Source organism: Luteococcus sp. Sow4_B9 (genome assembly GCF_052116585.1).
Taxonomy (GTDB): domain Bacteria; phylum Actinomycetota; class Actinomycetes; order Propionibacteriales; family Propionibacteriaceae; genus Luteococcus.
The window spans coordinates 1-26,369 of the sequence record NZ_JBQKKT010000025.1; the positions used below are offsets into that span (position 1 = coordinate 1).

At 67.7% G+C, this 26,369-nt stretch carries 25 protein-coding genes; 3 read left to right on the forward strand and 22 right to left on the reverse strand.

Translation table 11 applies throughout. The features are described 5' to 3' along the window. Positions 1-194: 194 nt before the first annotated feature. From ilvC to ACTQ49_RS12755, 9 genes are all read right to left on the reverse strand, one after another. On the reverse strand, positions 195-1,223 hold the full coding sequence (gene ilvC / locus ACTQ49_RS12715) for a ketol-acid reductoisomerase (protein ID WP_441828212.1): 1,029 nt from the start codon (positions 1,221-1,223) through the stop codon (positions 195-197). Between the two features lie 115 nt (positions 1,224-1,338). Continuing rightward, positions 1,339-1,851, reverse strand: a complete 513-nt coding sequence (gene ilvN, locus ACTQ49_RS12720) for an acetolactate synthase small subunit (protein WP_441828213.1) — start codon at positions 1,849-1,851, stop codon at positions 1,339-1,341. Then, positions 1,848-3,596 (reverse strand): acetolactate synthase large subunit, encoded by a 1,749-nt coding sequence (locus ACTQ49_RS12725; protein ID WP_441828214.1) that lies wholly within the window; start codon positions 3,594-3,596, stop codon positions 1,848-1,850. Before ACTQ49_RS12725 ends, ilvN begins: the two co-directional genes overlap by 4 nt. Positions 3,597-4,085: 489 nt before the next feature. Further along, entirely contained in the window at positions 4,086-4,571 is a 486-nt protein-coding gene (locus tag ACTQ49_RS12730) for an aromatic ring-opening dioxygenase LigA (protein ID WP_441828215.1), read from the reverse strand. 165 nt (positions 4,572-4,736) lie between these two features. Next, positions 4,737-5,132, reverse strand: a complete 396-nt coding sequence (locus ACTQ49_RS12735) for an HIT family protein (protein WP_441828216.1) — start codon at positions 5,130-5,132, stop codon at positions 4,737-4,739. A 21-nt stretch (positions 5,133-5,153) separates the two neighbouring features. Beyond that, positions 5,154-8,003: an FAD-binding and (Fe-S)-binding domain-containing protein gene (locus tag ACTQ49_RS12740; RefSeq protein WP_441828217.1), complete on the reverse strand. Its 2,850-nt coding sequence runs from the start codon at positions 8,001-8,003 to the stop codon at positions 5,154-5,156. A gap of 129 nt (positions 8,004-8,132) precedes the next feature. Next, the gene (gene hisF, locus ACTQ49_RS12745; protein ID WP_420175528.1) at positions 8,133-8,894 is read right to left on the reverse strand and encodes an imidazole glycerol phosphate synthase subunit HisF; all 762 of its coding nucleotides are present in this window, start codon (positions 8,892-8,894) and stop codon (positions 8,133-8,135) included. A gap of 72 nt (positions 8,895-8,966) precedes the next feature. Continuing rightward, positions 8,967-10,022: a DUF808 domain-containing protein gene (locus tag ACTQ49_RS12750; RefSeq protein WP_441828218.1), complete on the reverse strand. Its 1,056-nt coding sequence runs from the start codon at positions 10,020-10,022 to the stop codon at positions 8,967-8,969. A gap of 111 nt (positions 10,023-10,133) precedes the next feature. Beyond that, positions 10,134-13,037, reverse strand: coding sequence for a DEAD/DEAH box helicase (locus ACTQ49_RS12755; protein ID WP_441828219.1), 2,904 nt, complete (start codon positions 13,035-13,037; stop codon positions 10,134-10,136). A gap of 85 nt (positions 13,038-13,122) precedes the next feature. On the opposite strand from ACTQ49_RS12755, the gene ACTQ49_RS12760 reads away from it, so the two are divergent. Next, entirely contained in the window at positions 13,123-13,503 is a 381-nt protein-coding gene (locus tag ACTQ49_RS12760; protein ID WP_441828220.1) for an ArsR/SmtB family transcription factor, read from the forward strand. A gap of 1 nt (position 13,504) precedes the next feature. Continuing rightward, positions 13,505-14,422: a cation diffusion facilitator family transporter gene (locus ACTQ49_RS12765; protein WP_441828221.1), complete on the forward strand. Its 918-nt coding sequence runs from the start codon at positions 13,505-13,507 to the stop codon at positions 14,420-14,422. Positions 14,423-14,439: 17 nt separating this feature from the next. Here the strand turns inward: ACTQ49_RS12765 and ACTQ49_RS12770 are convergent, their stop codons facing one another. The 6 genes from ACTQ49_RS12770 to ACTQ49_RS12795 are packed head-to-tail and all read right to left on the reverse strand — an operon-like array spanning position 14,440 to position 18,794. Then, entirely contained in the window at positions 14,440-15,408 is a 969-nt protein-coding gene (locus ACTQ49_RS12770) for a diacylglycerol/lipid kinase family protein (RefSeq protein ID WP_441828222.1), read from the reverse strand. A 7-nt stretch (positions 15,409-15,415) separates the two neighbouring features. After that, a complete protein-coding gene (tatC, locus tag ACTQ49_RS12775) occupies positions 15,416-16,264 on the reverse strand; it encodes a twin-arginine translocase subunit TatC (RefSeq protein ID WP_441828223.1) in 849 nt (282 codons plus the stop codon). A 14-nt stretch (positions 16,265-16,278) separates the two neighbouring features. Beyond that, positions 16,279-16,524, reverse strand: a complete 246-nt coding sequence (locus tag ACTQ49_RS12780) for a twin-arginine translocase TatA/TatE family subunit (protein ID WP_441828224.1) — start codon at positions 16,522-16,524, stop codon at positions 16,279-16,281. A 52-nt stretch (positions 16,525-16,576) separates the two neighbouring features. Next, positions 16,577-16,798 carry a hypothetical protein gene (locus ACTQ49_RS12785; protein ID WP_441828225.1) on the reverse strand — a complete coding sequence of 74 codons (222 nt, stop codon included), beginning with the start codon at positions 16,796-16,798 and terminating at the stop codon, positions 16,577-16,579. Next, the gene (locus ACTQ49_RS12790) at positions 16,798-17,826 is read right to left on the reverse strand and encodes a helix-turn-helix transcriptional regulator (protein WP_441828226.1); all 1,029 of its coding nucleotides are present in this window, start codon (positions 17,824-17,826) and stop codon (positions 16,798-16,800) included. The genes ACTQ49_RS12785 and ACTQ49_RS12790 overlap by 1 nt, the downstream gene beginning before the upstream one ends. Next, complete coding sequence (locus ACTQ49_RS12795) at positions 17,823-18,794, reverse strand: helix-turn-helix transcriptional regulator (RefSeq protein ID WP_441828227.1); 972 nt, start codon at positions 18,792-18,794, stop codon at positions 17,823-17,825. Before ACTQ49_RS12795 ends, ACTQ49_RS12790 begins: the two co-directional genes overlap by 4 nt. Positions 18,795-18,948: 154 nt before the next feature. On the opposite strand from ACTQ49_RS12795, the gene gluQRS reads away from it, so the two are divergent. Next, a complete protein-coding gene (gluQRS, locus tag ACTQ49_RS12800) occupies positions 18,949-19,860 on the forward strand; it encodes a tRNA glutamyl-Q(34) synthetase GluQRS (RefSeq protein ID WP_441828228.1) in 912 nt (303 codons plus the stop codon). A gap of 34 nt (positions 19,861-19,894) precedes the next feature. On the opposite strand, the gene ACTQ49_RS12805 is transcribed toward gluQRS, so the two are convergent. The 7 genes from ACTQ49_RS12805 to ACTQ49_RS12835 form a co-directional block, all read right to left on the reverse strand. Next, positions 19,895-21,004: an FKBP-type peptidyl-prolyl cis-trans isomerase gene (locus tag ACTQ49_RS12805; protein ID WP_441828229.1), complete on the reverse strand. Its 1,110-nt coding sequence runs from the start codon at positions 21,002-21,004 to the stop codon at positions 19,895-19,897. Positions 21,005-21,013: 9 nt separating this feature from the next. Then, positions 21,014-22,459, reverse strand: a complete 1,446-nt coding sequence (locus tag ACTQ49_RS12810; RefSeq protein ID WP_441828230.1) for a proteasome accessory factor PafA2 family protein — start codon at positions 22,457-22,459, stop codon at positions 21,014-21,016. A gap of 17 nt (positions 22,460-22,476) precedes the next feature. Continuing rightward, positions 22,477-23,217, reverse strand: coding sequence for a pseudouridine synthase (locus ACTQ49_RS12815; protein ID WP_441828243.1), 741 nt, complete (start codon positions 23,215-23,217; stop codon positions 22,477-22,479). A gap of 106 nt (positions 23,218-23,323) precedes the next feature. After that, positions 23,324-24,061 carry an SMC-Scp complex subunit ScpB gene (gene scpB, locus ACTQ49_RS12820; RefSeq protein WP_441828231.1) on the reverse strand — a complete coding sequence of 246 codons (738 nt, stop codon included), beginning with the start codon at positions 24,059-24,061 and terminating at the stop codon, positions 23,324-23,326. After that, positions 24,058-24,969, reverse strand: coding sequence for a segregation and condensation protein A (locus ACTQ49_RS12825; protein ID WP_441828232.1), 912 nt, complete (start codon positions 24,967-24,969; stop codon positions 24,058-24,060). The genes scpB and ACTQ49_RS12825 overlap by 4 nt, the downstream gene beginning before the upstream one ends. Position 24,970: 1 nt before the next feature. Beyond that, the gene (locus ACTQ49_RS12830) at positions 24,971-25,492 is read right to left on the reverse strand and encodes a hypothetical protein (protein ID WP_441828233.1); all 522 of its coding nucleotides are present in this window, start codon (positions 25,490-25,492) and stop codon (positions 24,971-24,973) included. Next, entirely contained in the window at positions 25,477-26,337 is an 861-nt protein-coding gene (locus ACTQ49_RS12835; protein WP_441828244.1) for a ParA family protein, read from the reverse strand. Before ACTQ49_RS12835 ends, ACTQ49_RS12830 begins: the two co-directional genes overlap by 16 nt. Positions 26,338-26,369: the final 32 nt, after the last annotated feature.

Consider the following 26,369-nt stretch of genomic DNA (forward strand, 5'->3'; position numbering starts at 1 on the left):
CCCGTCACACCCGTCCACCGCAGCCAAGAATGCTGCCTTCAACTCCTCAAATGACACGGTCCTCGCAACTCCCAAAATCTCTGGGTGTTGCGAGGACCGGTCGAACCCGCCGTGCGGAAGGGGCCTCGTGACTTCGACAAGCTCAGCCACCGGAGGGAGACGCAGCCACCGGAGGGCGGCTCAGGCGGCGACGATCAGCGGTCGGCCTTGCCCTCGACGTAGTCCTCGTCGGTCTCCTTGATCCAGCTGAACATCTTGCGCAGCTCCTTGCCCGTGGCCTCGATCTGGTGGCCCTGCTCGGTCTCGCGCATCTTCTTGAACTCGGGGGCGCCAGCATCCTGGTCCTCGATGAAGTTCTTGGCGAAGGTGCCGTTCTGGATGTCGGTGAGGATCGCCTTCATGCTCTCCTTGACGTGGCTGTCCACGACGCGGGGTCCCGAGACGTAGTCGCCGTACTCGGCGGTGTCGGAGATGCTCCAGCGCTGCTTGGAGATGCCACCCTCGATCATCAGGTCGACGATCAGCTTCAGCTCGTGCAGGCACTCGAAGTAGGCCACCTCGGGCTGGTAGCCAGCCTCGACGAGGGTCTCGAAGCCAGCCTGGACCAGGTGCGACATGCCGCCACACAGCACAGCCTGCTCACCGAACAGGTCGGTCTCGGTCTCCTCGGTGAAGGTGGTCTCGATGCCACCGGCACGCAGGCCGCCAATGGCCTTGGCGTAGCTCAGCGCCAGGGGCCAGGCATTGCCCGAGGCATCCTTCTCGACGGCGACGATGACCGGAACACCGCGGCCGTCAGCGTACTCACGACGCACGACGTGACCCGGGCCCTTGGGGGCGACCATGCACACGTCGACACCCTCCGGAGGGGTGATGTAGCCATAGCGGATGTTGAAGCCGTGGGCGAAGAAGAGCGCGTCGCCCTCCTCCAGGTTGGGCTCGATCTCGGCCTTGTACAGGCCACGCTGCACCTGGTCGGGAGTCAGGATCATGATGACGTCGGCCTCTTCCACGGCCTCGGCCACGGTCAGGACGCGCAGGCCCTCGGCCTCCGCCTTGGCACGCGACTTGCTGCCCTCGGCCAGGCCGACGCGCACGTCAACACCGGAGTCGCGCAGGCTCAGGGCATGGGCGTGGCCCTGCGAGCCGTAGCCGATCACGGCAACGGTGCGGCCCTGGATGATCGAGAGGTCGGCGTCGTCGTCGTAGAACATCTTTGCCATGTGAGTGGAACTCCTTGCTCGTTGTGGGAACACGCCGGGTTCGACGGTCTTGGGTCTGTGGGTCTTGCCTGGTTGTCGGGTTGGCAGTGCGGGGTTGACGACTGCCGCGGGCGGATCAGCCCTGGGAACGGGTCTTGTCGGTGATGGTCCTGGCTCCGCGCCCGAGGGCCACCTGACCGGACTGCACGAGTTCGATCACGCCATAGGGCTTGAGCATCTCCACCAACGCGTCCAGCTTCTCGCGGCTGCCAGTGGCTTCCACCGTAATGGACTCGGGCCCGACGTCGACGGCCTTCCCACGGAAGAGACTGACCGTGTCGATGATCTGGCTGCGATTGCCCAGGTCAGAACGCACCTTGACCAGAACGAGTTCCCGCTTGACGGCATTCTGTTCGAGCTCCACCACCTTGATGACCTCGACCAACTTGTTGAGCTGCTTGACCAGCTGCTCCAGAACCAGTTCGTCGTCCACCTGGGCGACGACTGTCATGCGCGAGAGCTTGTCGCTCTCAGTGGGGCCCACCGCCAGCGACTCGATGTTGAATCCGCGACGGCTGAACAGGGCCGCAATCCGGGCCAGGACGCCCGGGGCGTTCTCCACCAGAACGCTGAGTGTGTGAGTGCTCACAGGATTTCCTCTTCCCAGTCGGGGGCCATGTCGCGGGCAATCTTGATGTCGTCATTGCTGGTGCCGGCGGCCACCATCGGCCACACCATGGCGTCCTTGTGCACGACGAACTCGACGACGACGGGGCCGTCATTGATGCTGAGCGCCTTCTTGATCACCTCGTCGACCTCCTCCGGGGTCTCGGCTCGCAGGCCGACGCAGCCCATCGCTTCGGCCAGCTTCGGGAAGTCCGGGATCCGCTCCGAGTTGAGATCGGTGTGCGAGTAGCGCTGGTCGAAGAAGAGTGTCTGCCACTGGCGGACCATGCCCAGCACGTTGTTGTTGATGACGGCGATCTTGATCGGGATGTCGTTCAGCGCGCACGTGACCAGCTCCTGGTTGGTCATCTGGAAGCAGCCGTCACCGTCGATGCCCCAGACCACGGCGTCGGGATTGCCGGCCTTGGCACCCATCGCCGCCGGCACGCAGTAGCCCATCGTTCCGGCGCCACCCGAGTTGAGCCACTTGCCGGGCAGCTCGTGCGGCAGGAAGTGGGCCGACCACATCTGGTGCTGGCCCACGCCCGCTGCATAGATCGCTTCGGGACCGGTGAGCTCCCCGATCCGCTTGATGACGTACTGCGGGCTCAGCTTGCCGCCGGTCTCCTCCTCCCAACCCAGCGGGTAGCGCCGCTTGAGCGAGGCGAGGTTCTTCTGCCACGGCGCCAGATCCTGCAGTTCGACCTTCTCGATCGCCTGGTTGAGCTCGCGCAGGAAGGCACGCGCATCGCCCACGACGGGCAGATCGGCGATCCGGTTCTTGCTGATCTCGGCGGGATCGATGTCTGCGTGGATGACCTTGGCGTGCGGCGCGAAGGTGTCCAGACGACCCGTGACACGATCGTCAAAACGCGTGCCGACCGCAATCAGCAGGTCGGACTGCTGGATGGCGCCAACGGCCGAAACGCTGCCGTGCATGCCGGGCATGCCCATGTGCAGTTCATGACTGTCGGGGAAGGCGCCGCGGGCCATCAGCGTGGTGACGACCGGGATGCCGGTCTTCTCCACGAGTTCGGCCAGTTCCCCTGCGGCGCGAGCCTTGATGACACCGCCACCGATGTAGAGCACCGGCTGCTTGGCCTCGGCGATCATCTTGGCGGCCTCGCGCACCTGACGGCTGTGCGGCTTCGTGTTGGGCTTGTAGCCCGGCAGGTTGATACCCGACGGCCACACGAAGGGTGCGGAACCAACCAGCGCGTCCTTGGCGATGTCCACCAGAACCGGTCCGGGGCGTCCGGTCTCGGCAATGTGGAAGGCCTCCTTGACCGCCCGCGGAATGTCCTCAGTGCGCGTGATCAGGAAGTTGTGCTTGCTGATTGGCATCGTGATGCCGCGAATGTCCGCCTCCTGGAAGGCGTCGGTGCCAATGTAGTTCGAGTTCACCTGCCCGGTGATCGCGACCATCGGAACCGAGTCCATGTAGGCGTCAGCGATGGGGGTGACCAGGTTGGTGGCACCCGGGCCCGACGTGGCGATGCAGACGCCGACGCGACCCGTCGAGACGGCATAGCCCTCGGCTGCATGCCCTGCACCCTGTTCATGCCGCACCAGGATGTGGCGGATCTTCGAGTCATAGAGGGCGTCGTAGGCGGGCATGATCGCGCCGCCCGGCAGACCGAAGATGACCTCTACACCCAGACGCTCGAGCGAGGCGACGAGCGCCTGCGCGCCGGTCATCATCGGAGCTGTTGAGTCTGCGGGTGCCATGGCATTCCCTTCGTCGTCTGCGGTGGCGGAGCTCTTGCCCCACCGATGATTTCGCGTGTCATCCCACGAACTCGTCGCATCCCGCGGAGCGGACACTTCGAGAACAGCCGAACACCTCGCCCAACAAAAAACCTCCGCTGCCCAGTGGGCACACGGAGGAAGCGCTTCGACCTGACCGACGTGAGGTCTCAGCGCCCGATGAGTACGAGGATCTGGATGAACATGCATCAACTCTCACCCAGCCGCCTCGCCCCGTCAACAATGCGAGACGCTTGTCTCAAATATCGAGATCGCCTTCCGGGATCCGAACATCCCCAAGACGCGCCAGCAGAGCCCCCAGGCCACGCGGATCTGGACAGACACGCATCTGGACAAAGAACGGGCGTCAGCCGCCCAGAGGCAGCCGACGCCCTACGCGACGTCAGCCCGGCGCATCAGAAAGTACGACCCAGAAGGCTCGGATCGCACACCCACCGCCCAGGAGTGGGATCAGGCGCGCACCACGGATCCATTGTCATGGAGCTTGGCGATGTGGGTCAGAGCCCAACCCACCAGACCAAACAGGAGGCCAAGCCCCATCACCAGGGCGCTGATGCCATAGCTGACGATGGAGGTGAACAGCGAGGCGCGCAGGAAGGAACCATTCATGGCGCTGGCGCGCGCCTTGGTCCACTTCTCCACCGCAGCGGTGTCACCCGCAGCCTCGGCCTTCTTGATCTCGGCACCCAGCTCGGCGTAGGTCTTGCCCTCGGCGCCGGCCAGGGCATGGGTCTTGATGATCTCGGCCTGACTCCAGGCGGTGAAGGGGCCAGCCACCTGCTTGCCGGCATTGGAGGCGGCGTCGGCCGGAACGGTGATGTTCTCGCTCTTGAGCTGGCTGGTCACGGTGCCCCAGGTGATGGCACCGGCGACCAACATGATGATGCCGGCGACCATGGAGAGCAGACCGATGATATTGACGGGCTTGGCGTTCATGGGAAGTCCTCTGGTTGTGCACGGCAGCTGGATGCGCCGTTGAATGCTTTCGCATTCAACTCTCATCTAGTTCTCAATTCAACATCTTCCCTGTCGGGAAGGAGCGCTTCAGCCAATGCACAGCTCGCCTGTGACAGGCGTCACACCGCAAGCCCACAAGCCCCGTCAGCCCAGGATCTGGGCCAGCACCTGGTCGGGATCCTCATCCACCTGCTTGCGGAAGAGTTCACCAAGCCCCGGGTGCTCGCCATAGCGCGGCACCAGGTGCACGTGCAGGTGGAAGACCTCCTGGCCCGCCACCGGGCCAGCACTGGACAGCATGTTGATCCCGTCCGCGTCGAGCCGGTCCACCAACAGCCGCGCCACCCGGCTGACCGCCGGAGCGATCTCCTGCATCACCTCGGCATCCCCGGTGAGGTCGTCGACATGACGCTTCGGAATCACCAGGGTGTGACCCTTGTGCCACGGGGCGATGTCGAGGAAGGCGTAGGCCACGTCGTCCTCGTAGACCTTGCGGCTGGGGACGTCACCGGCAACGATGCTGCAGAACAGGCAATCCATGGCCCCATCCTAGGCCCGCGATCACCTGCCGCGCTCATGGCCCGGCAGCCGTTCGGCGACCAGCTCCAGGACGTGGCGGTACTCCTTCCCCGTCGCCCGGGACATGCCCATCTCACAGGTGCGGTTGGCACTGCCGTGGGCCTCGATCCGCTTGCCCTGCCGGCCGAGCTCGGCCTCCAGGCGCTCCACCTCGCGGGCCTCGGCGGCGGTGGCGGAGGCCGTCAGCTCGGGATGCAGCAGCCCTCGATCGCCGGCGAAGCCACAACAGCCGGCATTCACGGGCACCACCACGTCCTGGTAGACGGCCCGGGCGCAGACAACGGCGTCCTCGACGCAGCCCAGGTGGATCATCGAGCAGGTGGGGTGCAGCACCATCGTGCCCTGCGCCTCCAGCTGCAGGTGGGGCAGGCACTCGCGAGCCACGAAGCTCACCGCATCCTCCACCACCACCGTGCGCCACAGTTCGGCCTTGTGCGGGGGCAGGTGGGTGGCCAGCCCCTCCAGCCCGTGGGTGCAGGAGGAGGCGTCGCCCACGATCGGGAGGGCGCCCTGCCGGCTGGCGGCCCACAGCACGTCGAAGGTGCGCTCGGCCATGGCGGCGGCACCCTCGGTGAATCCCTTGGAGACCCACACCGTCCCGCAGCACAGGCCGCTGAGGTCGGGAACCTCCAGGCCGACGCCGGCGGCACGGCAGATCTCGCCCAGCGCATCGGTCACGCCCCGTCCACAACCGGATTCGGAGGGGCCGAAGATCTCTCCCAGACACGAGGCGAACAGCACACCCTTGGCCTGGGGAACGCTCTTCGGCTGCGGCCGGGCCGCGCCAGAACCGGGCAGGTCGGAACCGACCACGGGAAGCACGTCCTTGCTGATCACGGTGCGCCCCAGCCTGGTCGCCCCTTCCAGGACCGCCGAGGGGAGCACGTCGGCCACCTTCATGCCGGCACGCAGACCCGTGGTGACCGGCCCCCAGTGTTCGGCCAGCGCCACCGAGGCCTTGGTTGCCAGGGCACCGTGGCGTTGTGCCCGGAAGGTCTTCATGAACACACCCGTGTCGATCAGGACGGGGCAGGCCTTGGCGCACAACGAGTCCACGGCGCAGGTGTCCACCGCCTCGTAGTCATAGGCCTTGCGCAATTCCTCGGCCTCGGCCTCGGGTCGCACCTGGATCTCGCGCAGCAGGGCGATGCGTCGACGCGGCGTGGTGGTGAGGTCCTTGGAGGGGCAAGTCGGCTCGCAGTAGCCACACTCGACGCACCGGTCGACGAAGTCGTCCACCTGCGGCATCGTCTTGAGGTTCTCCAGGTGCCCCGTGGGGCTCTCGTCGAGCAGGGTCCCCGGGTTCAGGATGGCCTTCGGATCGGCCAGCTGCTTCACCTGGCGCATCACCTCGTAGAGCTCGTCGCCGAACTGTCGGCGCACATAGGGGGCCATGATGCGGCCGGTGCCGTGCTCGGCCTTGAGGGTGCCCTGCCGGGCAAGCACGGCATCCACCATCTGCTCGGTGAACTCGGAGTAGGTCTCCAGCTGCCCGGGGTCCGACAGCGTCGGGTTGATCATGAAGTGGATGTTGCCGTCCTTGGCATGGCCGAAGATCACCGCGTCGTCGTAACCGTGGGAGCCGAACAGTCCGGCAAGGTCGTCGATGGTGGCGGTGAGCGAGTCGACGGGGACGGCCACGTCCTCCAGCAGGTTGGTGGTGCCGGCCGGACGGGCACCGGCCACGGAGGTGTAGAGCCCCTTGCGCAGGTACCACAGGTCTGCGCGCTCGGAGGCGACGTCGGTGAAGCGCGGCGGCTCGGCTATGGGCAGGCCGGCCATCACGTCGTTGAGGGCAGACATTCGCGCGGCCAGGTCTTCGGCACTGTCGCTGGTGGCCTCCACCAGCAGGGCCGCGTGGCGTTGCACCTCGAGCTGGGCCAGGTCTGGCGAGGCCTCCTTGTACTGCTGGACGACTCGCAGGCTGGCGGCGTCCATCAGCTCCAGGGCGGTGGCACCGCCCTGCACCAGTCGCCCCAGGGCGTCGGTGGCGACGCCCAGCTCGTCCACCACCAGCAGGGCCGTGGCCGCGAAGGGATGCACCGGCACGGTCCTGAAGGTGGCCTCGGCCACGAAACCGAGCGTGCCCTCCGAGCCGATCACCAGGTGCTCCAGGATGCGCACGGGCTGGTCATGGTCGACGAAGGAGTTGACGCCGTAGCCCATCGTGTTCTTCATGGCGTACTGCTGGGCAATGCGCGCCAGGCTGTCGGGATTGCCGCGGACCCGATCGCGAAGACTGGCCAGCCCCTCCCACAAGGCGGGCTCGTCCCGGCGCAGCCGCTCGTCGGCATCGGGCTGCGAGGTGTCGACGACGGTGCCGCTCGGCAGCACCAGGACCATCGAGTCCAGCGTGCGGTAGGTATTGCGTTCGGTGCCGCAGCTCATCCCAGAGGAGTTGTTGGCCACCACGCCGCCGACCGTGCAGGCGATCTCACTGGCCGGGTCGGGCCCCAGCCGGCGGCCGAACGGTGCCAGGTGGGCATTGACGCTGCGCACGGTGGCACCCGGCTCGCACCTCACCCGCTGCCCGTGGTCGAGCACCGTGACGCCACGGAAGTTCTGGCGCACGTCCAGCAGCACGTCGTCGCTGAGCGCCTGCCCGCTGAGCGAGGTGCCACCCGAACGGAAGGTCACCCGCCTGCCCTGCTGCGCGGCCTGGCGCATCACGGCGGCGACATCGGCCACGGAAGCCCCCGTCACCACGACGCGCGGCGTCACCAGGTAGTGGGAGGCATCGTGTGCCATGCCGATGCGATCCACCAGGCGCTCGCTCACCTGGCCCTCGTCGAGGCCCGGGATCTTCCAGTCTGCTGCTCCGTTGCTAGCCATGGCAGCATGGCTAGCACCTGTGGACTGACCACATCCAGACCTTGGTGGTAACAATTCGGGAAGCACCCCCGAACGAAGGACCACGGCATCCAGGTCGGGCCCCGCCGTGGCCGGTTAACTCCGCCGGGGTCAGCGCACCTCGACGCCAGCGGCGCGCAGGCCGTCCTTGACCTGGCCGATCGACAGCGTGCCGTAGTGGAAGACGCTGGCGGCCAGCACCGCGTCGGCCCCCGCCTTGGCGGCGTCCACGAAGTGCTGCACCGTGCCCGCCCCGCCCGAGGCGATCACCGGCACGTCCACCACCTCGCGCACTGCGCGGATCATCTCAAGGTCGAAGCCGTCGGTGGTGCCGTCGGCGTCCATCGAGTTCAACAAGACCTCGCCCGCCCCGCGCTCGACGGCCTCCTTGGCCCAGGCGATGGCATCCAACCCGGCGCTGCGACGGCCACCGTGGGTGGTGACCCCGAATCCCGACGGCTGGCCCGCTTCCCGCCGTGCGTCGAGCGAGAGCACCAGCACCTGGTTCCCGAAGCGCTCGGTGATCTCGTTGATCGCCTCGGGACGCCGGATCGCTCCCGTGTTGATCCCCACCTTGTCTGCGCCGCAGCGCAGCAGCGCGTCCACGTCGTCGACGCTGCCCACTCCCCCACCGACGCACAGCGGGATGAAGACGGTCTCGGCGCATCGCGTCACCATCTCGCGGGTGGTGGCGCGCCCCTCGCTCGAGGCCGAGATGTCCAGGAAGACCAGCTCGTCGGCCCCCGCTTCACCGTAGGCGCGCGCCAACTCCACCGGATCACCGGCATCACGCAGATTGGTGAAGTTCACACCCTTGACGACCCTGCCCCCGTGCACGTCGAGGCAGGGGATGACACGCAGCGCAACACTCATGGGGCGAACCTATCGGGCTGGGCGCGCCCTGCGGTGCCGGGTCTCGCCTTGCGGCACCCCGATCGGCGACGATCAGTACTTGCCCGGGTCCACCGACGGGTCGACGTCGATGGTGCCCTCACCGGGCCACTCCCCGGCGGCCTGCGGCTCGGCCGGGGTGTCGGCCTGCTCGCCATGGCCCTGCCCATGGCCGTGACGGCTCGGCAGCAGGGCCAGGATGCCCACCACGATCGAACCGACGACGAAGCCGATGACGGCCGAGCCGAGGGTATTGGTCAACCACCCCAGCACTCCCGCCACGCTGGCGGGCACGGCGTGGGCGACGAGCTCCTCCATGTGATGCACGAACTGGTAGGGGGCGTGCAGCCCCAGCTCGTCGGCACCCACCATCAGGATGTGGCCACCCACCCAGAGCATCGCGGCCAGGCCGACCGTGGAGAGGATCTTGAGGATGACGGGCATCGACTTGACCACCAGGGCGCCCGACTTGACGCCCCGCTTGGTCATGCCCAGGCCGATGTCGTCGAGCTTCACGATGATGGCGACCACGCCATAGACCAAGAAGGTGATCAGCAGGGCCACCACCACGAGGCTGGCGATGCGGGTGAGCAGGGGCTGGTCGGCCACCTCGTTGAGCGAGATCACCATGATCTCGGCGGACAGGATGAAGTCGGTGGTGATGGCGCTCTTGACCATCTTCTCCTCCTGCTCCTTGCCCTCCAGCACGACGGGTGTCTCGGGGTCACCCCCGGCCCCGTGGCCGTGACCGTGCCCGGTGAGCATGCCCCAGATCTTGTGGGCACCCTCGTAGGCCAGGTAGGTACCGCCCATCATCAGGATCGGGGTGAGCAACCACGGCAGGTAGATGCTCAGCAGGATCGCCACCGGAAGGATGAAGATCAGCTTGTTGCGGATCGACCCGATGGCGATCTTCTTGATGATCGGCAGTTCGCGGTCGGGGGTGACGCCCTGGACGTACTGCGGGGTCACGGCGGTGTCGTCCACCACCACACCGCTGGCCTTGATGCTCGCCCTGCCGGCCGCGGCACCAACATCGTCCACCGAGGCCGCCGCGATCTTCGCGATCGCCGCCACGTCATCCAGCAGTGCTGCAAGGCCACCGGCCATGGGTGTTCTCCATCTCGGGAAGGTCAGGTCAACGGCTCAGGGGGGCAGCACCGGCTGGGGCCGGACGCCCACGTCGATCGCCACGGCAATGGTAGCGACACCGCAGCAAGTTCAGTCCTCGTCCGGATCGAACTCGATGACCCCCCGCCGCATCGCATCGATGGCCTCGCGGGCGGTGCGACGCAGGTCTCCGGGCCCCGCGGCCGCGGCCACCTGGCCCAGCATGTCGATCACCTGCCGGACCCATCGCACGAAGTCACCGGCGGGAAGCCCGCAGTGGCCGAGCACCCTGGCCAGTGGCTCCCCGTGGGCCCATTCGTAGGCGGCCTCGGCGAAGCCGATGTCGGGTTCCCCGGTTCGCTCCAGGCGGAAGTCCCGTTCCACCAGACAGACCCGGCGCCAGGTCTGGCGCAGCTGGTGCTGGGCCGCCTCGCTGGCCGCGTCGGGCATCCGCGCCATCCGGCCGTGCTCCACGCGCCGGGCCTCGTAGACCAGTGAGCTCAGCACCGCCGCCAACTGCGGCGCATCGAGCCCGTCGAGGACCCCGTCGCGGATGCACTCCGCCGCCACCAGGTCGAGCTCGGAGTAGAGCCGGGCCAGCATGCGCCCGGCATCGGTGACCTCGTCGTCCTCGCTGCCCAGGTAGCCCAGTGACTCCAGCACCTGGCACAGCTTGTCGAAGCGCTTGGCGATGGTGTTGCTGCGCGCCTGGGCCCGGGCCCTGGCCTGTTGCCGGTCACGGTCCAGGCGCATCGCCCGCTCCGCGAAACGAGCGTGGCTCTCGCGATCGGGGCACTCGTGGCACGGGTGCCGCCGCAGCTCACCTCTCAGCTCGGTGATCTGCGCCGTCAGCTCGGCATCGGCACGGGGCCCACGCCGGGTGTCCAGTTGCGGGTCGAGGGCGTGCAGCTTGTCCAGGAAGGAGGAGCCCAGGTTGCGACGGTGGGCTGGCTGGCGTGGGTCGAACTTGCGCGGGATGCGCAGCTTGCCCACCACCTGAGTGGGGGTCGGGAAGTCGCTGGTGGTCAGGCGCACCACGTCGCGCCGCTCGGTCACCACCATCGGGTGCGGCTCTCCCCCGCGCCCGCCCCGTCGACCGGGATCGATCACCGCGGCCCAGCCCTGGTGACGCCCCGCCGGCACGTGGATGATGTCGCCTGGTTCGAGCGTCATGAGCGACTCGAAGGCCTCTGCGCGCTTGTCTGCCTTGCGCATCCGGGCCTGCTCCGCCTCCAGCTCACGCACCTGTTCACGCAGCCGGGCGTATTCGGTGAAGTCACCCAGATGGCACTGGGCGGCGGCCAGGTAGTCGTCGATGTCGCGTTGGTTGCGGGCCGCCACCGAGGCCATCCCCACCACCGAACGGTCGGTCTGGAACTGTGCGAAGCTCTGCTCCAGCATGGCGCGGGCGCGCTCACGGCCCACCCGTCCCACCAGGTTGACGGTCATGTTGTAGGTGGGCGCGAAGGAGCTCTTGAGCGGGTAGGTACGCCGCGAGGCCAGGCCCGCCACGGCCCGCGGGTCCATTCCCGGCTGCCACAGCACCACGGCGTGGCCCTCGACGTCGATGCCGCGTCGGCCCGCGCGGCCGGTGAGCTGGGTGTACTCACCGGGGGTGATGTCGACGTGGCCCTCCCCGTTGTACTTCACCAACTTCTCGATCACGACGGTGCGTGCGGGCATGTTGATGCCCAGCGCCAGCGTCTCGGTGGCGAAGACGATCTTGATCAGCCCGGCGGCGAAGCCCTCCTCCACCACGGCCTTGAAGGCGGGCAACAGACCGGCATGGTGGGCGGCGATACCGCGGCTCAGGGCCTCCAGGAAGATGTCGTGGTCGAGGGCTCGAAGGTCGGCGGGAGCCATGCCCTGCAAGTGGCGCTCGGCGATCGCGATCAGCTGGCGCGCCTCGTCATCGGTGGTCAGGTTCACCCCACTGGCCAGCAGCTGGCGCACCGCCCCGTCACAGCCCTGCCGGCTGAAGACGAAGCAGATCGCCGGCAGCAGCCGGGCGCGCTGCAGCTGCGTGGTCATCACGGCGCGGCTGGGGGTCAGCCGCGGCGCTGGGCGCTGGTCTCGCCCCCTGCCCCGGTCCCGTCGCTCCAGGTGGGCCTTGGCGGCGCCGCCGAACTGCCCCGAGCCGTAGCCGGCATTCTTCTTGCCCTTGCCGGAACGGCCCCGCGGCCGCCGCGAGTCGTCGCGGACCGCCTTGGCCTCATTGCGCGCCAGCTTCATCAGCTCCGGGTTCACCCGGGAGGCCCGCTCGCTGGGATCGACGGCGGCCGTGGGCGCAACCCCGTCGAACAGGTCGTGGATCTGCTTGCCGACCATCACGTGCTGGTACAGGGGCACCGGACGGCGCTCGGAGATCACCACCTCGACGTTGCCGCGCACCTCGTCGAGCCAGTCGCCGAACTCCTCGGTATTGCTCACCGTGGCCGACAGGCTCACCAGCTGGACGCTGGGCGCCAGGCCGATGATCACCTCTTCCCAGACCGCGCCGCGGAAGCGGTCGGCCAGGTAGTGCACCTCGTCCATCACCACGTAACCCAGGTTGTTCAGGGTGGTCGAGTTGGCGTAGATCATGTTGCGCAGCACCTCGGTGGTCATCACGACCACCTGCGCCTCGGAGTTGACCGAGGTGTCACCGGTGAGCAGGCCCACCCGATCGGCGCCGTGTCGTTGCCCCAGGTCATGGAACTTCTGGTTGCTCAAGGCCTTGATCGGCGTGGTGTAGAAGCACTTCTTGCCGGTGGCCAGGGCGCAGAAGACGGCGAACTCACCCACCACGGTCTTGCCGGCACCGGTGGGGGCGGCGACGAGCACACCGGCCCCGGCCTCCACCTGGGCGCAGGCCCGCAGCTGGTAGTCGTCCAGGGCGAAGTCATAGCCGGCGGCGAACTGTTCGAGCAGGCTGCCGGGCTCCACCTGGAAGGGGGCCAACGGCCCATCGACCAGCGCGGAGGCATCGTCGGGCACCTGCACCTCGGGCTGCGGGGGAAACTCGTTCTCGTTCATCACCACTGACAGTAGCCGCTGCCCCTGACACGACCGCGAAGACACAGCACTCCGACCAATCGCCTAGATGTGCTATCATCGCTTCATGGCGATGCAATTCCAGGGGCACGGCCCCGGCTCCCCCGACGCGACGACCACGACGGAGCCGGCTGCCTGCCTCTTCCGGGCCCTGTCGGATCGATCCCGGCTGGTGATCCTGCAGCACCTGAGCCTGGGCGAACACCGCGTCGTCGAGCTCACCGGCCACCTGGGCCTGGCACAGTCGACGGTCAGCAAGCACCTGGCCTGCCTGCTCGACTGCGGACTGGTGCAGGTGCGCAGCCAGGGCCGCTCGTCGGTCTACTCCCTGGCAGCACCCGCGCCCACCCTCGCACTGCTCCAGGCAGCCGAACACCTGCTGGCGGCCACCGACAATGCCGTCGCCCTGTGCCCCGACCACGCAACTGCCAGCCACGAGGAGGGCTGAGATGGGCGCCGGACACGACCACGCGGGCCACACCAGCAATCGCACCCGCCTGGGCATCGCGCTTGCGATCACCTCCACCGTCCTGGTGGCCGAGGTGGTGGGCGCCGCGCTGACCGGAAGCCTGGCCCTGCTGGTGGACGCCGCGCACATGCTCACCGACGCGATGGGCCTGGCGGTGGCACTGGTCGCCGCCCACCTGATGACCCGCGCCGCATCCCCACGCCGCACCTGGGGCTGGGCGCGCGCCGAGGTGGTGGCCGCTGCGGCCCAGGCCGCGGTGCTGCTGTGCGTGGGCTGCTACGCCGTCGTCGAGGCCATCCAACGGTTGGTCTCCCCACCCGAGATCGCACCGCATGGCCTGGCACTGGTGGGCGCCCTGGGACTGGTGGCCAATCTGGTCTCGCTGGCCGTCCTGGCCGGCGGCCGTGGCGAGAACCTCAACATGCGCGCCGCCTTCCTGGAGGTGGCCAACGACGCCCTCGGCTCGATCGCGGTGCTGGTGGCCGCCGCGGTGATCGCCTGGACCGGCTGGAGCCGTGCAGACTCGGTGGCGGGGCTCGTGGTGGCGGCCCTGATCCTGCCGCGCGCGCTGGTCCTGCTGCGCAACTCCACCTCGATCCTGCTGGAGTCCACGCCGCACGGGCTCGACCTGGCACAGGTGCGCGAGCACATGCTGGGCCAACCGCACGTGCTGGGGGTGCACGACCTGCACGCCTCGACGGTGGCCACCGGGCTTCCTGTCCTCACCTCCCATGTGGTGCTGGACGACGAATGCTTCTCCGATGGTCATTCCCTGGCCATCCTCGAACAGTTGCAGCAGTGTCTGGCCAGCCATCACGCGGTGAGCATCGAACACTGCACCCTGCAGCTCGAGTCGGCGGCCATCGGGCAGGCGCACCAGGACCACCTGCACCAATGATCGCCCGGCCCAGCCCTTCAGGGCCGGTAGACGTCGATCAGCCCGGGACGCGCGCGCAGCGTCAGGGGCACCCGCCCCAGCTTCTCGCCGTCGGCCATCGCGAACATCTGGCCACGGCTGCCGTCGCGATGCACCAGGTTGCCGTCCAGTTCCACCGTGCTGGCGCGCACGATCTCGACGGCCGGGTGTCCGACGTGGCAGCCCGCGTAGAGCTGCGGGAGCAGGCGCAAGACGTCGTGACGGGCCAGTGGGCCCACCAGCAGCACGTCGAGCAACCCGTCGGTGACGTCGGCGGGCGGCACGATGTGCATGCCTCCCCCGAACCACCCCGCATTCGCCACCGCGACCAGCACCGACTGCAGTTCCCTCGGCCGTCCGTCCAGGGTGATGCGGTAGTCGAAGGGCACGAAGCAGGCCAGCTCGGCCAACGCGATGGCGCCATAGGCCAGCGGCCCCAGCGGCCCAATGGGGTAACGGAAGTTGTTGGTGGCCAGGTTGACCACGGCGTCGTAGCCGGTGGAGACCACGGAACCGACGAAGCGCCGCTCGGCTCCCCCTTCGAGCTCGCCACGGGCCTCCGCCAGGTCGACCCGCTGGGTGCGTCCCGCGACGATGGCCAGCGTCGCCGCCTTCGCATCCACCGGAATCCCCACGCCACGGCAGAAGTCATTGCCGGTGCCGGCGGGAACCACGCCCAGCGGAACGGCCAGGCCCGCATCGTGCGCCTCGGCGCAGGCATTCAGGCCCAGGTGGGCCATGCCGTCGCCGCCCATCACCACCAGGCTGTCGCCGGCCTCGGGGCGAGCGCTCAGGGCCGCTGCCAGGGTCGCCTGGCGGGCATCGTCATAGTTGGTGGTGGTGTGCACCTCGACGCGAACACCCGCGATGGTCGCCAGGGTATTGCGGACCTTGGGCAGCAGCCGTCGCGCCCGGCCGCGCCCAGAACTGGGATTGACCACCAGATGGATGGTCCGTGCAGTGCTCATCAAGGCATCAATAGGTCAACTGCACGTCGAGTTCCTTGGCCTCCTGCACGGCCTTGCGCTTGTCACGACGACGACAGATCATCTCGGCCACCACGTAGAGAAAGCCCATCGGCATGGCCATCGCAAGCATCGAGAAGGGATCGGTCGACGGCGTGGCGACGGCGGCGAAGACAAAACAGGCGAACAGCGCGACGGAGCGTGCCTTGCCCAGCTGCTCACCGGTCACCACCCCCAGCATGTTCAGGGTGACCAGGACCACGGGCAACAGGAACGAGGCTCCGAACAAGGTCAGCAGCTTGATCTCGTTGACCAGGAAGGTGGGGGCATCCAGCAGCGCCAGCGCGTCCGCGTTCTCCGGCACGAAGCCGATCATCACCTCATAGCCCTTCGGCGTCACGAAGTAACCCGTGACGACGCCGGCGAGGAAGAGCGGGATGGCCGCGCCCAAGAAGGTCAGCGCCCATTTGCGTTCCTTGGACAGCAATCCTGGCGCGATGAAGGCCCACAGCTGGTAGAGCCAGATGGGGCAGGTGAGCAACAGTCCCGCGAACCCACCGGTCTGCAGCTTCATGATGAATGGCGAGGAGATGCCTTGGTAGGTGGTGTGCATCACCAGATCGGGACGCGCCTCCTGAAGATTGCGACGGGCCTCGTAGTAGGGCCACATCACCACCTGCAGCAGAGTGTCGATGAAGAACCAGCACACGATCGTGCCCAGCACCACGGCGAGCGCCGAAACCACCACGCGGTAGCGAAGCTCGCGCAGGTGGTCGACCAGGGCCATCGAGCCATCCTCTGGCATGGCCGGCGGCTTCATCCAGGACAGGTTGAAGCGTCGTTTCGCGGTGCTGGACACGTGTGGACTCTCGGTCAGAGGTTGCGCTCGGCCTGGATCTCGGCCTCGGTCTCGACGACGGGATCAGTCGTGCCGGCCTCGACGGCCTTCTTCTTGTCATTGTCGCGAAGGCCCGCGGTCTCCTCCTTGAACTCACGGATCGCACGACCGGTACCCTTGCCGATTCCGGCCAGACGGGAGCCGCCGAAGAGCAGCAGGGCGACGATGAGCAGGATGACCCATTCCATGCCACCGGGGAGTCCAGCGATGAGTGCGTGCATGTTGATGCCTTTCATTCACGCGGCCAGCGGCCGCCCTGCAATCGTAGGGGTCCTAATGGCGTCGATCGGCCCGGGGCTTCATCGGCTGACCCGAGGGACCGGACGCAGGCAACTGTAGCTCTCCCAGCACGTCGAGGAGGTCACCCAGTTGGCGGCCCTGACCCTCCAGCTCGCGCAGCAGGGCACGTCCACTGGTCCACAGTCGCCAACCACAGATCGCGAGCACGATGAGCCACAGCGCAGCGATACCTGTCCAGAGCAGGAGCCAGACCATCACTGGTCTCCGGACGTCATGGGAGAAGCGGATTCTGCCGCCAGACGGGTCTGCGCGGCCGGGACGACCGCTGCGAAGGCCTCGTTGAGGGCCAGCGCTTCGGCAGCAACTTCCGCCGCCTGGCGGGCAGCACCAGCGGGTTCCACCACCCGTGCGCCACGCCCCAACCTCAGCAGGAGTGAGACCAGCCAGGCGGGATCACCCACCGGCAGGGTCGCCACCAGATGTTCACGTGAAGTTGTCGATTCGTGCACATCACTGACCGGGTAGTACTCGGTGATCCAGCGAGCCTGCGGTGCCAGCTCCAGGACGACGTGCTCAGCGTCCTTCCCGAACCAACCCTGGATCGGCTCTGGCGCTGGCCCATGGTCGGCCACCGGCCTCTGCGTGATGCGAGCCTCGACGATCCGGTCCAGCTTGTAGGTTCGCCAGTCACTGCGTTCCAGACTCCAGGCCTGCAGGTAGGCAGCGCCGTCGCGCAGGTCAATCCGGACGGGATCCACCTCGGGAGTCGTCGTGCGGCCGCGCGCCAGACCGTCGTAGACCAGCCGAACGCCGATGCCACGATCAATGGCATCGGTCAGCACGGAACGCACCGCAGCGTCCCCACTCGCCACCCTGATGGCCACCCGGTCCACGGCGCCTTCGGTGGTCAGGGCCTCGAGCTTGGCCAGCGCGGTTTTGACGCTGCTGGCCGTCTCACCGGTGGCGACCTCTGCGACGGCCCGCAGCGCCACCACCAGGCTCATCGCCTCGTCGACCGTGAAGCGCATGGGACGGCTCAGATAGTCGGCATTGCTCAGGTGAATGGTCCCCTGCCCCGCAGCCGCATCCATGTCGATCTCGATCAGGTCGCCCGGCAGGCCACCGGGGAGCCCGCACATCCAGAGCACCTTGAGGTCCTTGTGCACCTGAGCAGGCGTGATTGAGAAGGCCCGGGCCACCTCGGAGACTGGCACACCCGGATGGGACTGCAAGTAGGGCACCATGGCCAGCAGGCGGCTGACCTGTTCGGCAGACGTACTCACTGGCCCCCCGATCCCTGCGCCGCGGCCACCACGGAGCGCAGCTGTTCGCAGACAAGTTCCCGCACCTCGGCTGGTTCCAGCACCACTGCATGCGGGCCGGCGGCACACACCTCGGAGACCAGATCGGGACGAGTGGCGTACGGCACCTCCCAGACGTCGAAACCCTCCGGCAGGCCGCGGGGTGCCGCCAACGGCCGGGATCGACGCGTCATGCTGGGCACGTGACCGGTGCGCACGGCCACCACCGCGGTGGAGTCCGGTCCGGCCGGCTCCAAACGCCGCGCCAGCTGCGACAAGTCCATCGCCGGCACCTCATAGGCATCCGCTGGCCCCTGCAATTCCGGCTCGCTCGTAATCCGACTCATCTTGAACATGCGGGGCTCATTCCGTGCCAGGTCCAGCCCGACGACATACCACCGGCCCTTGCGCCACGTGACACTCCACGGCTCCAGGACCCGGTCCTCGTCTCCACCGCGGTAACGGAAACACACCCGCCGACGCTGCAGGGTGGCCTGCCAGATGGTCTCGAAGGCCGGCTCCGCCGCGCTGACCGTCGGCTCCAGGGCCGCCAGCCGGTCCGTGTCCGGCTGCAGCCCGACGGCTCGCAGCTTGGCCAGGGCGCTCACCGTGTACTCGGCGGCGCTGGCCTGCTGCCAGACCCTGGCCGCCGCTCCCAGCACAGTTGCCTCATCGGGGCTGAACTCCACGGGGGGCAGCTCGAAGTCCGCCCGACGGATGCGGTAGCCCGGCTCGTCGTCAAAGAAGGCCTCGTTGTGTCCGGTCTCCACCGGCACCCCCATGGCGCGCAGCTCGTCCTTGTCCCGTTCGAAGGTGCGCTCGAAGGCGGCATCGGACAACCCGTGGTAACCCTCCACCACCTCACGGATCTGGCTCTTCGGCAGGAAACGGCGGGCCGAGAGAAGGCAGATCGTGAGGTTCACGATACGTTCGCTCTTGCGGGGTGCCATGGTGACCTTCTGCCGAGGGGAATCCTTGCCCGGGGCACTTCCTTGCCCGGGACATCGCGTCTTGGGGGACGCCCCTGAGGCTACCAGCGGGCCGCGGCCCTGGCCCCGCCGCGCGCAGGACTGCGCCACTGCCCAGCCATGGAGAGGAGTCCCGATGAGCCATCCGGGAGCCGGCCGCTTCGCGCCATCGCCCACCAGCGATCTGCACCTGGGCAACCTGCGCACCGCCCTGTTGGCATGGTTGTGGGCCCGGGCGGAGCAACGTCCCTTCCTGATGCGCATCGAGGACCTCGATCAGCAACGTGTCGCCGCGGCCCCGGCCGTGGCCCAACAGCAGCTCGATGATCTGCGAACACTCGGCCTGGACTGGGACGGTGCAGTGGCGAGGCAGAGCGAACGGATCCCGCTCTACCGGGAGGCCGCGGCGCAGCTCGAGACCTATGAGTGCTTCTGCACGCGCCGCGAGATCGCCGAGGCATCACAGGCCCCCAATGGCGGCCCCGGTGCTCCCGACTGGCGCCCCTATCCCGGCACCTGCGCTGCGCTGTCCTCGACCCAGCGGGCCGAACGCCGCCTGACCCGCACCCCTGCCATCCGCGTGCGTGCCTCCGCCGCCGACTTCACGATCCACGATGTCCATGCCGGTGCGGTGACCGGACAGGTGGATGACTTCGTGCTCTTCCGTGCGGATGGGACCCCCGCCTACAACCTGGCCGTCGTGGTCGACGACGGTCTGCAGGGCGTCACCCAGGTGGTCCGGGGTGATGACCTGCTGGATTCCGCGCCTCGTCAGGCATGGTTGGCGTCAGTCCTGGGATACCCCGTCCCCCAGTATGTGCACGTGTCACTGGCGCTGAACGGAGAGGGCCGACGACTCGCAAAGCGCGACGGGGCGGTGACGCTGACGGACCTGGTGAGCGCGGGCCAGTCCCCCGCCGCCGTGCTGCGGCTGCTCTGCCGCTCGGCTGGATTGCCCGAGGCAGATCGGGCACCAGAGGTCTTGGCTGCCCTGTCTCCGGGTCAGCTGGACAATCCGACGGTGTGGACGCCGTGGACGGTCAGCTGAAGCTGTCCGCCCACGGCCCAGAGCGCTTCTCCAGTCACTGCACCATCTGCGATGCGTCCTGGGCATCCAGGACGTCGATCACGTAGACCATGGTGGCGTTGCCCGGGATCTTGTCCCAGCCCTTCTCACCGTAGGCATCGGCCGGTGGGGCCACCACGAGGACTCGGCTGCCGGTGGTCTTGCCCACCAGCCCCTTCTTCCACGCTGGGATCAGCTGCGAGAGCGCGGCGGTCTCCGCGCCGGTGGCGTAGTTGTCCTGCATCAGCTTGCCGTCCGCCCAGGTGTACGCGCGGTACTTGACCGTCACGGCGTCGGAGTCCTTGATCTTCTTGCCCTCACCCTCGACGAGGGGCTGGCTGACCAGACTCGTGGGAGCGGCGGTCTTGGGGATCGTGACGGTGGGCACGCCCTTGGCGTCATCCTTGACCGTGGGAAGGCCCGCCTTGGGCGCAACAGTCTTGCCAGTGGGCTTGGTGTACGGCGTCGAGATCACATCGATGGTGAAGATCAGGTTATCGCCCTTCTCGATCCCCGCGGCTGGCTGACCACCCGAGGCGTCATAGCCGTCGGCGCCGGTCATCATCACGAGGACGCGGCTGCCCACCTTCTGCCCCTCGAGGCCCTTCTTGAAGCCTGTCACCACCTGGTCCAGCGGGAAGCTGGCGGTCTGACCGCGGCTGAAGGACTCGTCAAAAACCTTGCCGGTACGGGCATTCACACCCTGGTAGTTCACCTCAACGGTTCCGCCCTTGGGCACCGCGGGGCCCTTGCCCTGGGTGAGCACCTTCACCTGTGTCTTGTCGATCGCCAGCGGCCACTTCCCCGTGACCTTGGGGGCCTTGCCCGGGGTCGTCGGCGTGACGGTGAGGGCCGAAAGGTCCTTGATCGTCGTGGGCTTGGCCTTGGGGGTGGCCGAGGCCGACGGCGTCGCAGCAGCGGATGCCGGCGCCGAAGCCGCGGGCGTCGAGGCAGCTGCGGAGGCACCCGGGCTCGCACTGGCACCCGCGTCGTCCGTCTCCTCGCTGCCGCAGGCGACGAGCGCGGTGCTCAAGCCGAGGGCCAGTACGGCCATGCCTGCCCGGCGCAGGACGCCCGACGCGGCCCGAGCGGGGGTGGACTCAGTGGTCTTGGAGATTCGAAGCACGCACCGAGACTACCCGAGCTGGCTGGGCGTCCACGGGAGACGCGACGAGGCGAAGGTGGATGACGCCGCCCTGCGCGGTTCGCTGGCCATACGCCTGATCAGCTCCTCGACACCGTCATCGTGTGTGGTCAGCGCATCGGAAACGGCAACCTGTCCGTCCGGCAGGTCATGGCAGGTAAAGCGCATCCAGTCGACCTGGTACTCGCGCCGATGACGCTGCGCGGCCGTGATGAAGGCTGCACGCACCAGGGCTCGGGTGCTGCTGGGCGGCCGGGCAGTGGCCTCCTGGTCAGCCCCCTCCGGGAGCCACCGGGCCACCTGGCCGCGCCGCTCTGCCAGGCGCGCCAAGCCCTGGGCGGGAACGATGTCGTGCCAGGCCAGGTCAAGCTGCGCCAGGCGCGGATCATCCTCGCGCATCCCGTGACGCGCCTGCTGCGCCAGGAGCAGACGCCGCTTGGCGATCCAGTCCACGGAGGCGGCCATTCGCTCCGGCTCACCCCCCTCGAGGGCATCCAGGACCTGCCCCCACAGTCGGTGGACCCAGCCCAGTTCGTCGCCGTCGACGCAGTCCCCGGTTCGTTGCCAACAGGCACGCTGCACGGACAGTGCGTCGGCGCCGCGGGTGGTGACCGGACAGCGCCCGGTGAGATCGGCCGAGACCTCTCGAATCACCTGGCCGGCCTCGCCCACCGCCAGGTCAGCAAATCGCTCCCCGGACTCCACGGCCCGCAGGACGAGTTCCATGGAGCCGACTCTGAGCAGGGTGCTGTGGTCCAGCATCGTCGAGTCTCCGACGATCACGTGCAGCCGTCGAAAGCGCTCAGCGTCGGCGTGGGGCTCGTCGCGCGTGTTGACCATCGGCCGGGACCGGGTGGTGGCCGATCCGAGGGGATCCCACATGTGGGCGGCCCGCTGGGACATGAGGAAACGGCCCCGCCCCAACCGATCCCGTTCCCAGTGGCCAGCCCCGCAGATCAACTGTCGCGTGACCAGAAAGGGGACGAGCGCGTCGACCATCTGCTCCAGGCTTCCGGTCCGGGCCACCTGGAAGTTCTCGTGACTGCCATACGAATTGCCGTGGGAATCGACATTGTTCTTGAAGATGGACACCCGGCTGTCCAGCCCCTGCTCCAGGAGGCGCTCCCGGGTCCTGGCGGCGAGCTGCGCCAGCACCAGGTCCCCAGCCCGGTCCTGGGCCACCAGTTCGGCCAGGGTGGTGCATTCGGCCGTGGCGTATTCAGGATGTGAGCCAACATCCAGGTAGAGCCGGCCGCCATTGCGCAGGAAGACATTGGTGGCGGCATTCGCCTCCACCACCGGCTCGAAGAGGGCGCGAGCGGCCTCATCGGACGACAGGCGCCGCCAGGACAGAGGTCCGGCGACGCCGCCATCCAGCGGTCGCACCCGCACCTGGAGTCCGTATTCGGTCTCCAGGCCGCGTGGCCGCAGGGTCATCACCTCACCGTCGTTCGTCACATGTCGACGAGGTCCAGCAGGGCACCCAGTTCGTCGCGCGTCAACTCACGGGCCTCACCGATCGGCAGCTGTCCCAGACGTACCGGGCCGATCGCGGTACGGCTCAGCTTGCGCACGGGGTGGGCAATGGAGTCCATCATGCGTCGCACGATGCGATTGCGACCCTCGTGCAGGGTCACCTCCACCAGCGAGCGGCTCTCGGAACGCATGACCAGCTTGATCTTGTCCGGCTTCACCGGGCCGTCGTCAAGTCGCAGGCCCTTCTCCAGACGGCGCAGCGTCTTGTTGTCGAGCATGCCCTCGACCTCGGCCAGGTAGGTCTTGGGCACCTTGTGGCTTGGGTGCGCCATCCGGTGGGCGAACTCTCCATCATTCGTGAGCAGGATCAGCCCCTCGGTGTCGGTGTCCAGCCGACCGACGTGGAACAGGCGCAACTGCTGCCAGCTCTGCGTGTTGAATTCGATGTCACCCAGCGTCGGACGCCCCTCGGGGTCCTCCATCGTCGAGACCACGCCGCGGGGCTTGTTGACCACCAGATAGACGTGACGACGAGGCGGCGGGATGCGCATGCCGTCGACGCGGATCGTGTCGCGCTCGGGATGGACGCGCACTCCCTGCTCGGTGACCAGGGCGCCATTCACCTCGACACGACCGTTCTCGATCATGATCTCCGCATGGCGCCGCGAGGCCAGACCGGCCGCCGCCAGCACCTTCTGCAGACGAACTCCCTCACCCATGCCGTCATCGGTCACGACGTCGTCGTGGTGATCGTCGTCGGGGTGATCGTCGTCGTGGTGCATGTCGTTGGGTACGTCGATGTCGTCGACCTCACGGCCGTCGGGCTCACTCATGGTCTTCCATTCCTTCGTGCGGCGCCGCATCATGATGCGCGTCACCGCTCTGGGCGTCAACGGACTCGTCGACACCATCCACGTCTACGGTAGCGGCCAGCTGTGACAATTCCTGCTCCAGGGCGGAGGCGTCCGGCAGGTGGGGCGCGAGCGGGGGCAGCTCTTCCAGGGACGAGAGTCCCATCCTCTCCAGGAAGTAGTCAGTGGTGCTGAAGACCGTGGCGCCGGTCTGCTCATCGGTTCCTGCCTCCGAGACCAGGCCACGCGCGAGGAGTGTTCGCACCACGCCGTCCACGTTCACCCCGCGCACAGCCGACACCCGGGCACGACTGATCGGTTGCAGGTAGGCGATCACGCTCAGGGTCTCCAGTGCCGCTTGGGAGAGCTTGTTCGACTGGCCGGAGACCACCCACGCACTGATGAGGTCGGCATGTTCCGCCCGCGTCCAGTACCGCCAGCCACCACCGACCTTGCGCAACTCGAAGCCCCGTTCACTGCGGTCGTAGAAGTCGACGAGATTCGTCAACGCCAGTTCCACCACATCGACCGGCGCCTGCACCGCCTCGGCCAGCGTCGCGGTGGGCATGGCTTCCTCGGCCATCAGCAGCAGCGCCTCCAGCGCCCCTTCGAGCCGTTCGGCGCGCTCGGCACGCACACGTGGCGAGCCGTCTGCTGTCTCGTGCGCCCCCTGTTCGTCCACTGCGACCTCATTCCACTCGTTGTCACTCACTCGTCCTGCCCTCCGCTCCGCCCGTCATCCGGATCCACCACAGGGCCGTCCGCTGCCTCGGAGAAAGCTCCGCCCTCACCGCTTCCGCCATCGAACTCGTCGCTGATCGTCACCTCGCCCTGGTCCTCGCCCGTCCAGCGGATCGTCAGCTCACCCAGTGGTGTCAACTGCTCGAAGACCACGGCCCGGTTGCGGTAGAGCTCCAGCAGGGCCAGGAAGCGTGCCACCGTCGTCAACCGGTCCGCGTCCCCGGTGAGCGCCCGGAAGGAGATGGTGCCCGAGCGGCGCAGTCGGTCCACCACCAAGCCGGCCTGCTCCTGAACACTGACGGTGGACCCGTGCAGGTGCTCCAGATTCACCTCCACCGCGGCAGGAGGCGTCATGGCGCGGGCGGCGATCTCGGCGAACTGGTGCGGAGTGGCTCGGATCTGCACCTCCGGGAGCAACCCGGCGAAGCGGGGCTCCAGTGCTCCGGGTCGAGCGAATCGTCGCGTCTCTGACTCCAGACGCGTGGCGAAGGCCCCGCTGACCAGCTTGAAGGCCCGGTACTGCAGGAGCCGGGCGAACAGCAGGTCCCGCGCCTCCAACAAGGCCAGGTCGTCTGCATCCTCCACTTCCCCCTGGGGCAGCAGGCGGGCAGCCTTCAGGTCCAGGAGCGTCGCCGCCACCACCAGGAAGGAACTCGTCTGGTCCAGATCCCAGACCTCCCCGCCGGCCTTCACATACGCGATGAACTCGTCGGTCACCCGGCTCAGCGCGATCTGCGTGACATCCATCTTGTGCCGGCTGATCAACTGCAGCAGCAGGTCGAAGGGCCCCTCGAAGTTGTCCAGCACCACGGTGAACCCGTGTTGCCCGGGGGCGGTCTCGTCATCGGGCAGGGCCGAACCGTCAGCGAGCCGCGCCACGTCAGTCCTCGTTCAGACGGCGCACCAATGCGGACTCGGCACCATGCGCCGCCAGATCCGCCATGGCGAGGGCGATCGACTCCCGCACGATCCGGCCGCGGTCCACGGCCAGGTCATGATCTCCGCGCAATTCAAGCCGGGCGTGTTCCAGGGCCATCAGTTCGTCACGACTCACATAGACGGTGATCTTCTCGTCGTGCCGGACACGACCAGACGCCGCCCGAGGGCCCTGCTTCCGACCGGTCGAGCGATTCGCGGAAGCCGACGGCCTGTCACCCGACGCGTCCTCGACAACCCCGGATGGCCGTGCTGGTTCGACAGCGGCCTGATCGGCGACGGTCTGTCGAGCCGCTGTCTTCCTGGCCGCGGCCTTGCGAGTCCTGGCCGGCGGGGACTGGGGGACGGTCGGCTGCTCGTTCGGGACAGCCATTGGATCGGTCGTGCCGGGACCGAGATCAAGATCGGGTGCGCTGGTGGGACGAAAGAGTTCGGAGGCACCCGGGAGGCTCACGCGCCGTGGCATCGAGCCAGAACCTCCTTGGCCAGCTGACGGTAGGCAGCAGCACCCGGGGATGACGACGCATAGGTGGTGATCGGCTCACCGGCCACGGTGGTCTCCGGGAACTTGATGGTGCGCTTGATGACGGTGTGGAAGACCTGCTCGCCGAAGGCGTCGACGACGCGTTCCAGGACCTCCCGCGAGTGCAGCGTCCGCCCGTCGTACATCGTGCCCAGAATGCCGAGGATTTCCAGCTTCGGGTTCAACCGCTCCTGCACCTTGCTGATGGTGTCCGTCAGCAGCGCGATCCCACGCAGCGCGAAGAACTCACACTCGAGCGGCATCAGGACGTAGTTGGAAGCGGTCAGCGCATTGATGGTGAGCAGTCCGAGGGACGGCGCGCAGTCGATGAGGATGACGTCGTACTGGTCCTCCACCTTCTCCAGCACCCGCAGCAGGGTCTGCTCACGGGCCACCTCACTGACCAGCTGCACCTCCGCGGCCGACAGGTCAATGTTCGACGGAAGGATGTCCAGACCGTCGACGATGCTCGGCTGGATCACCTCCTGCGGCGTGTACTCGCGGCTCAGCAGCAGGTTGTAGATGCTGGTCTCCAGCGTGTGCGGATTGATGCCCAGACCAACGCTGAGGGAGCCCTGCGGATCGAAGTCCACCAGCAAGACCCGGCGTCCGGTCTCCACCAGGGCCGCCCCCAGGTTGATGGTCGTCGTGGTCTTGCCGACGCCACCCTTCTGGTTCACATTGCTGATCACGATGGCCTTCTTGGGGCCGGGCTGCGGCGGGGTGGGTTCCGGCAGGTGGGGGAAGGGACGGCCCGTGGGATCCTCCTCGCCGGCCGGGGTCTGCACGTCATTGCGGCGGGACGTGCTCTCCGGGGTGG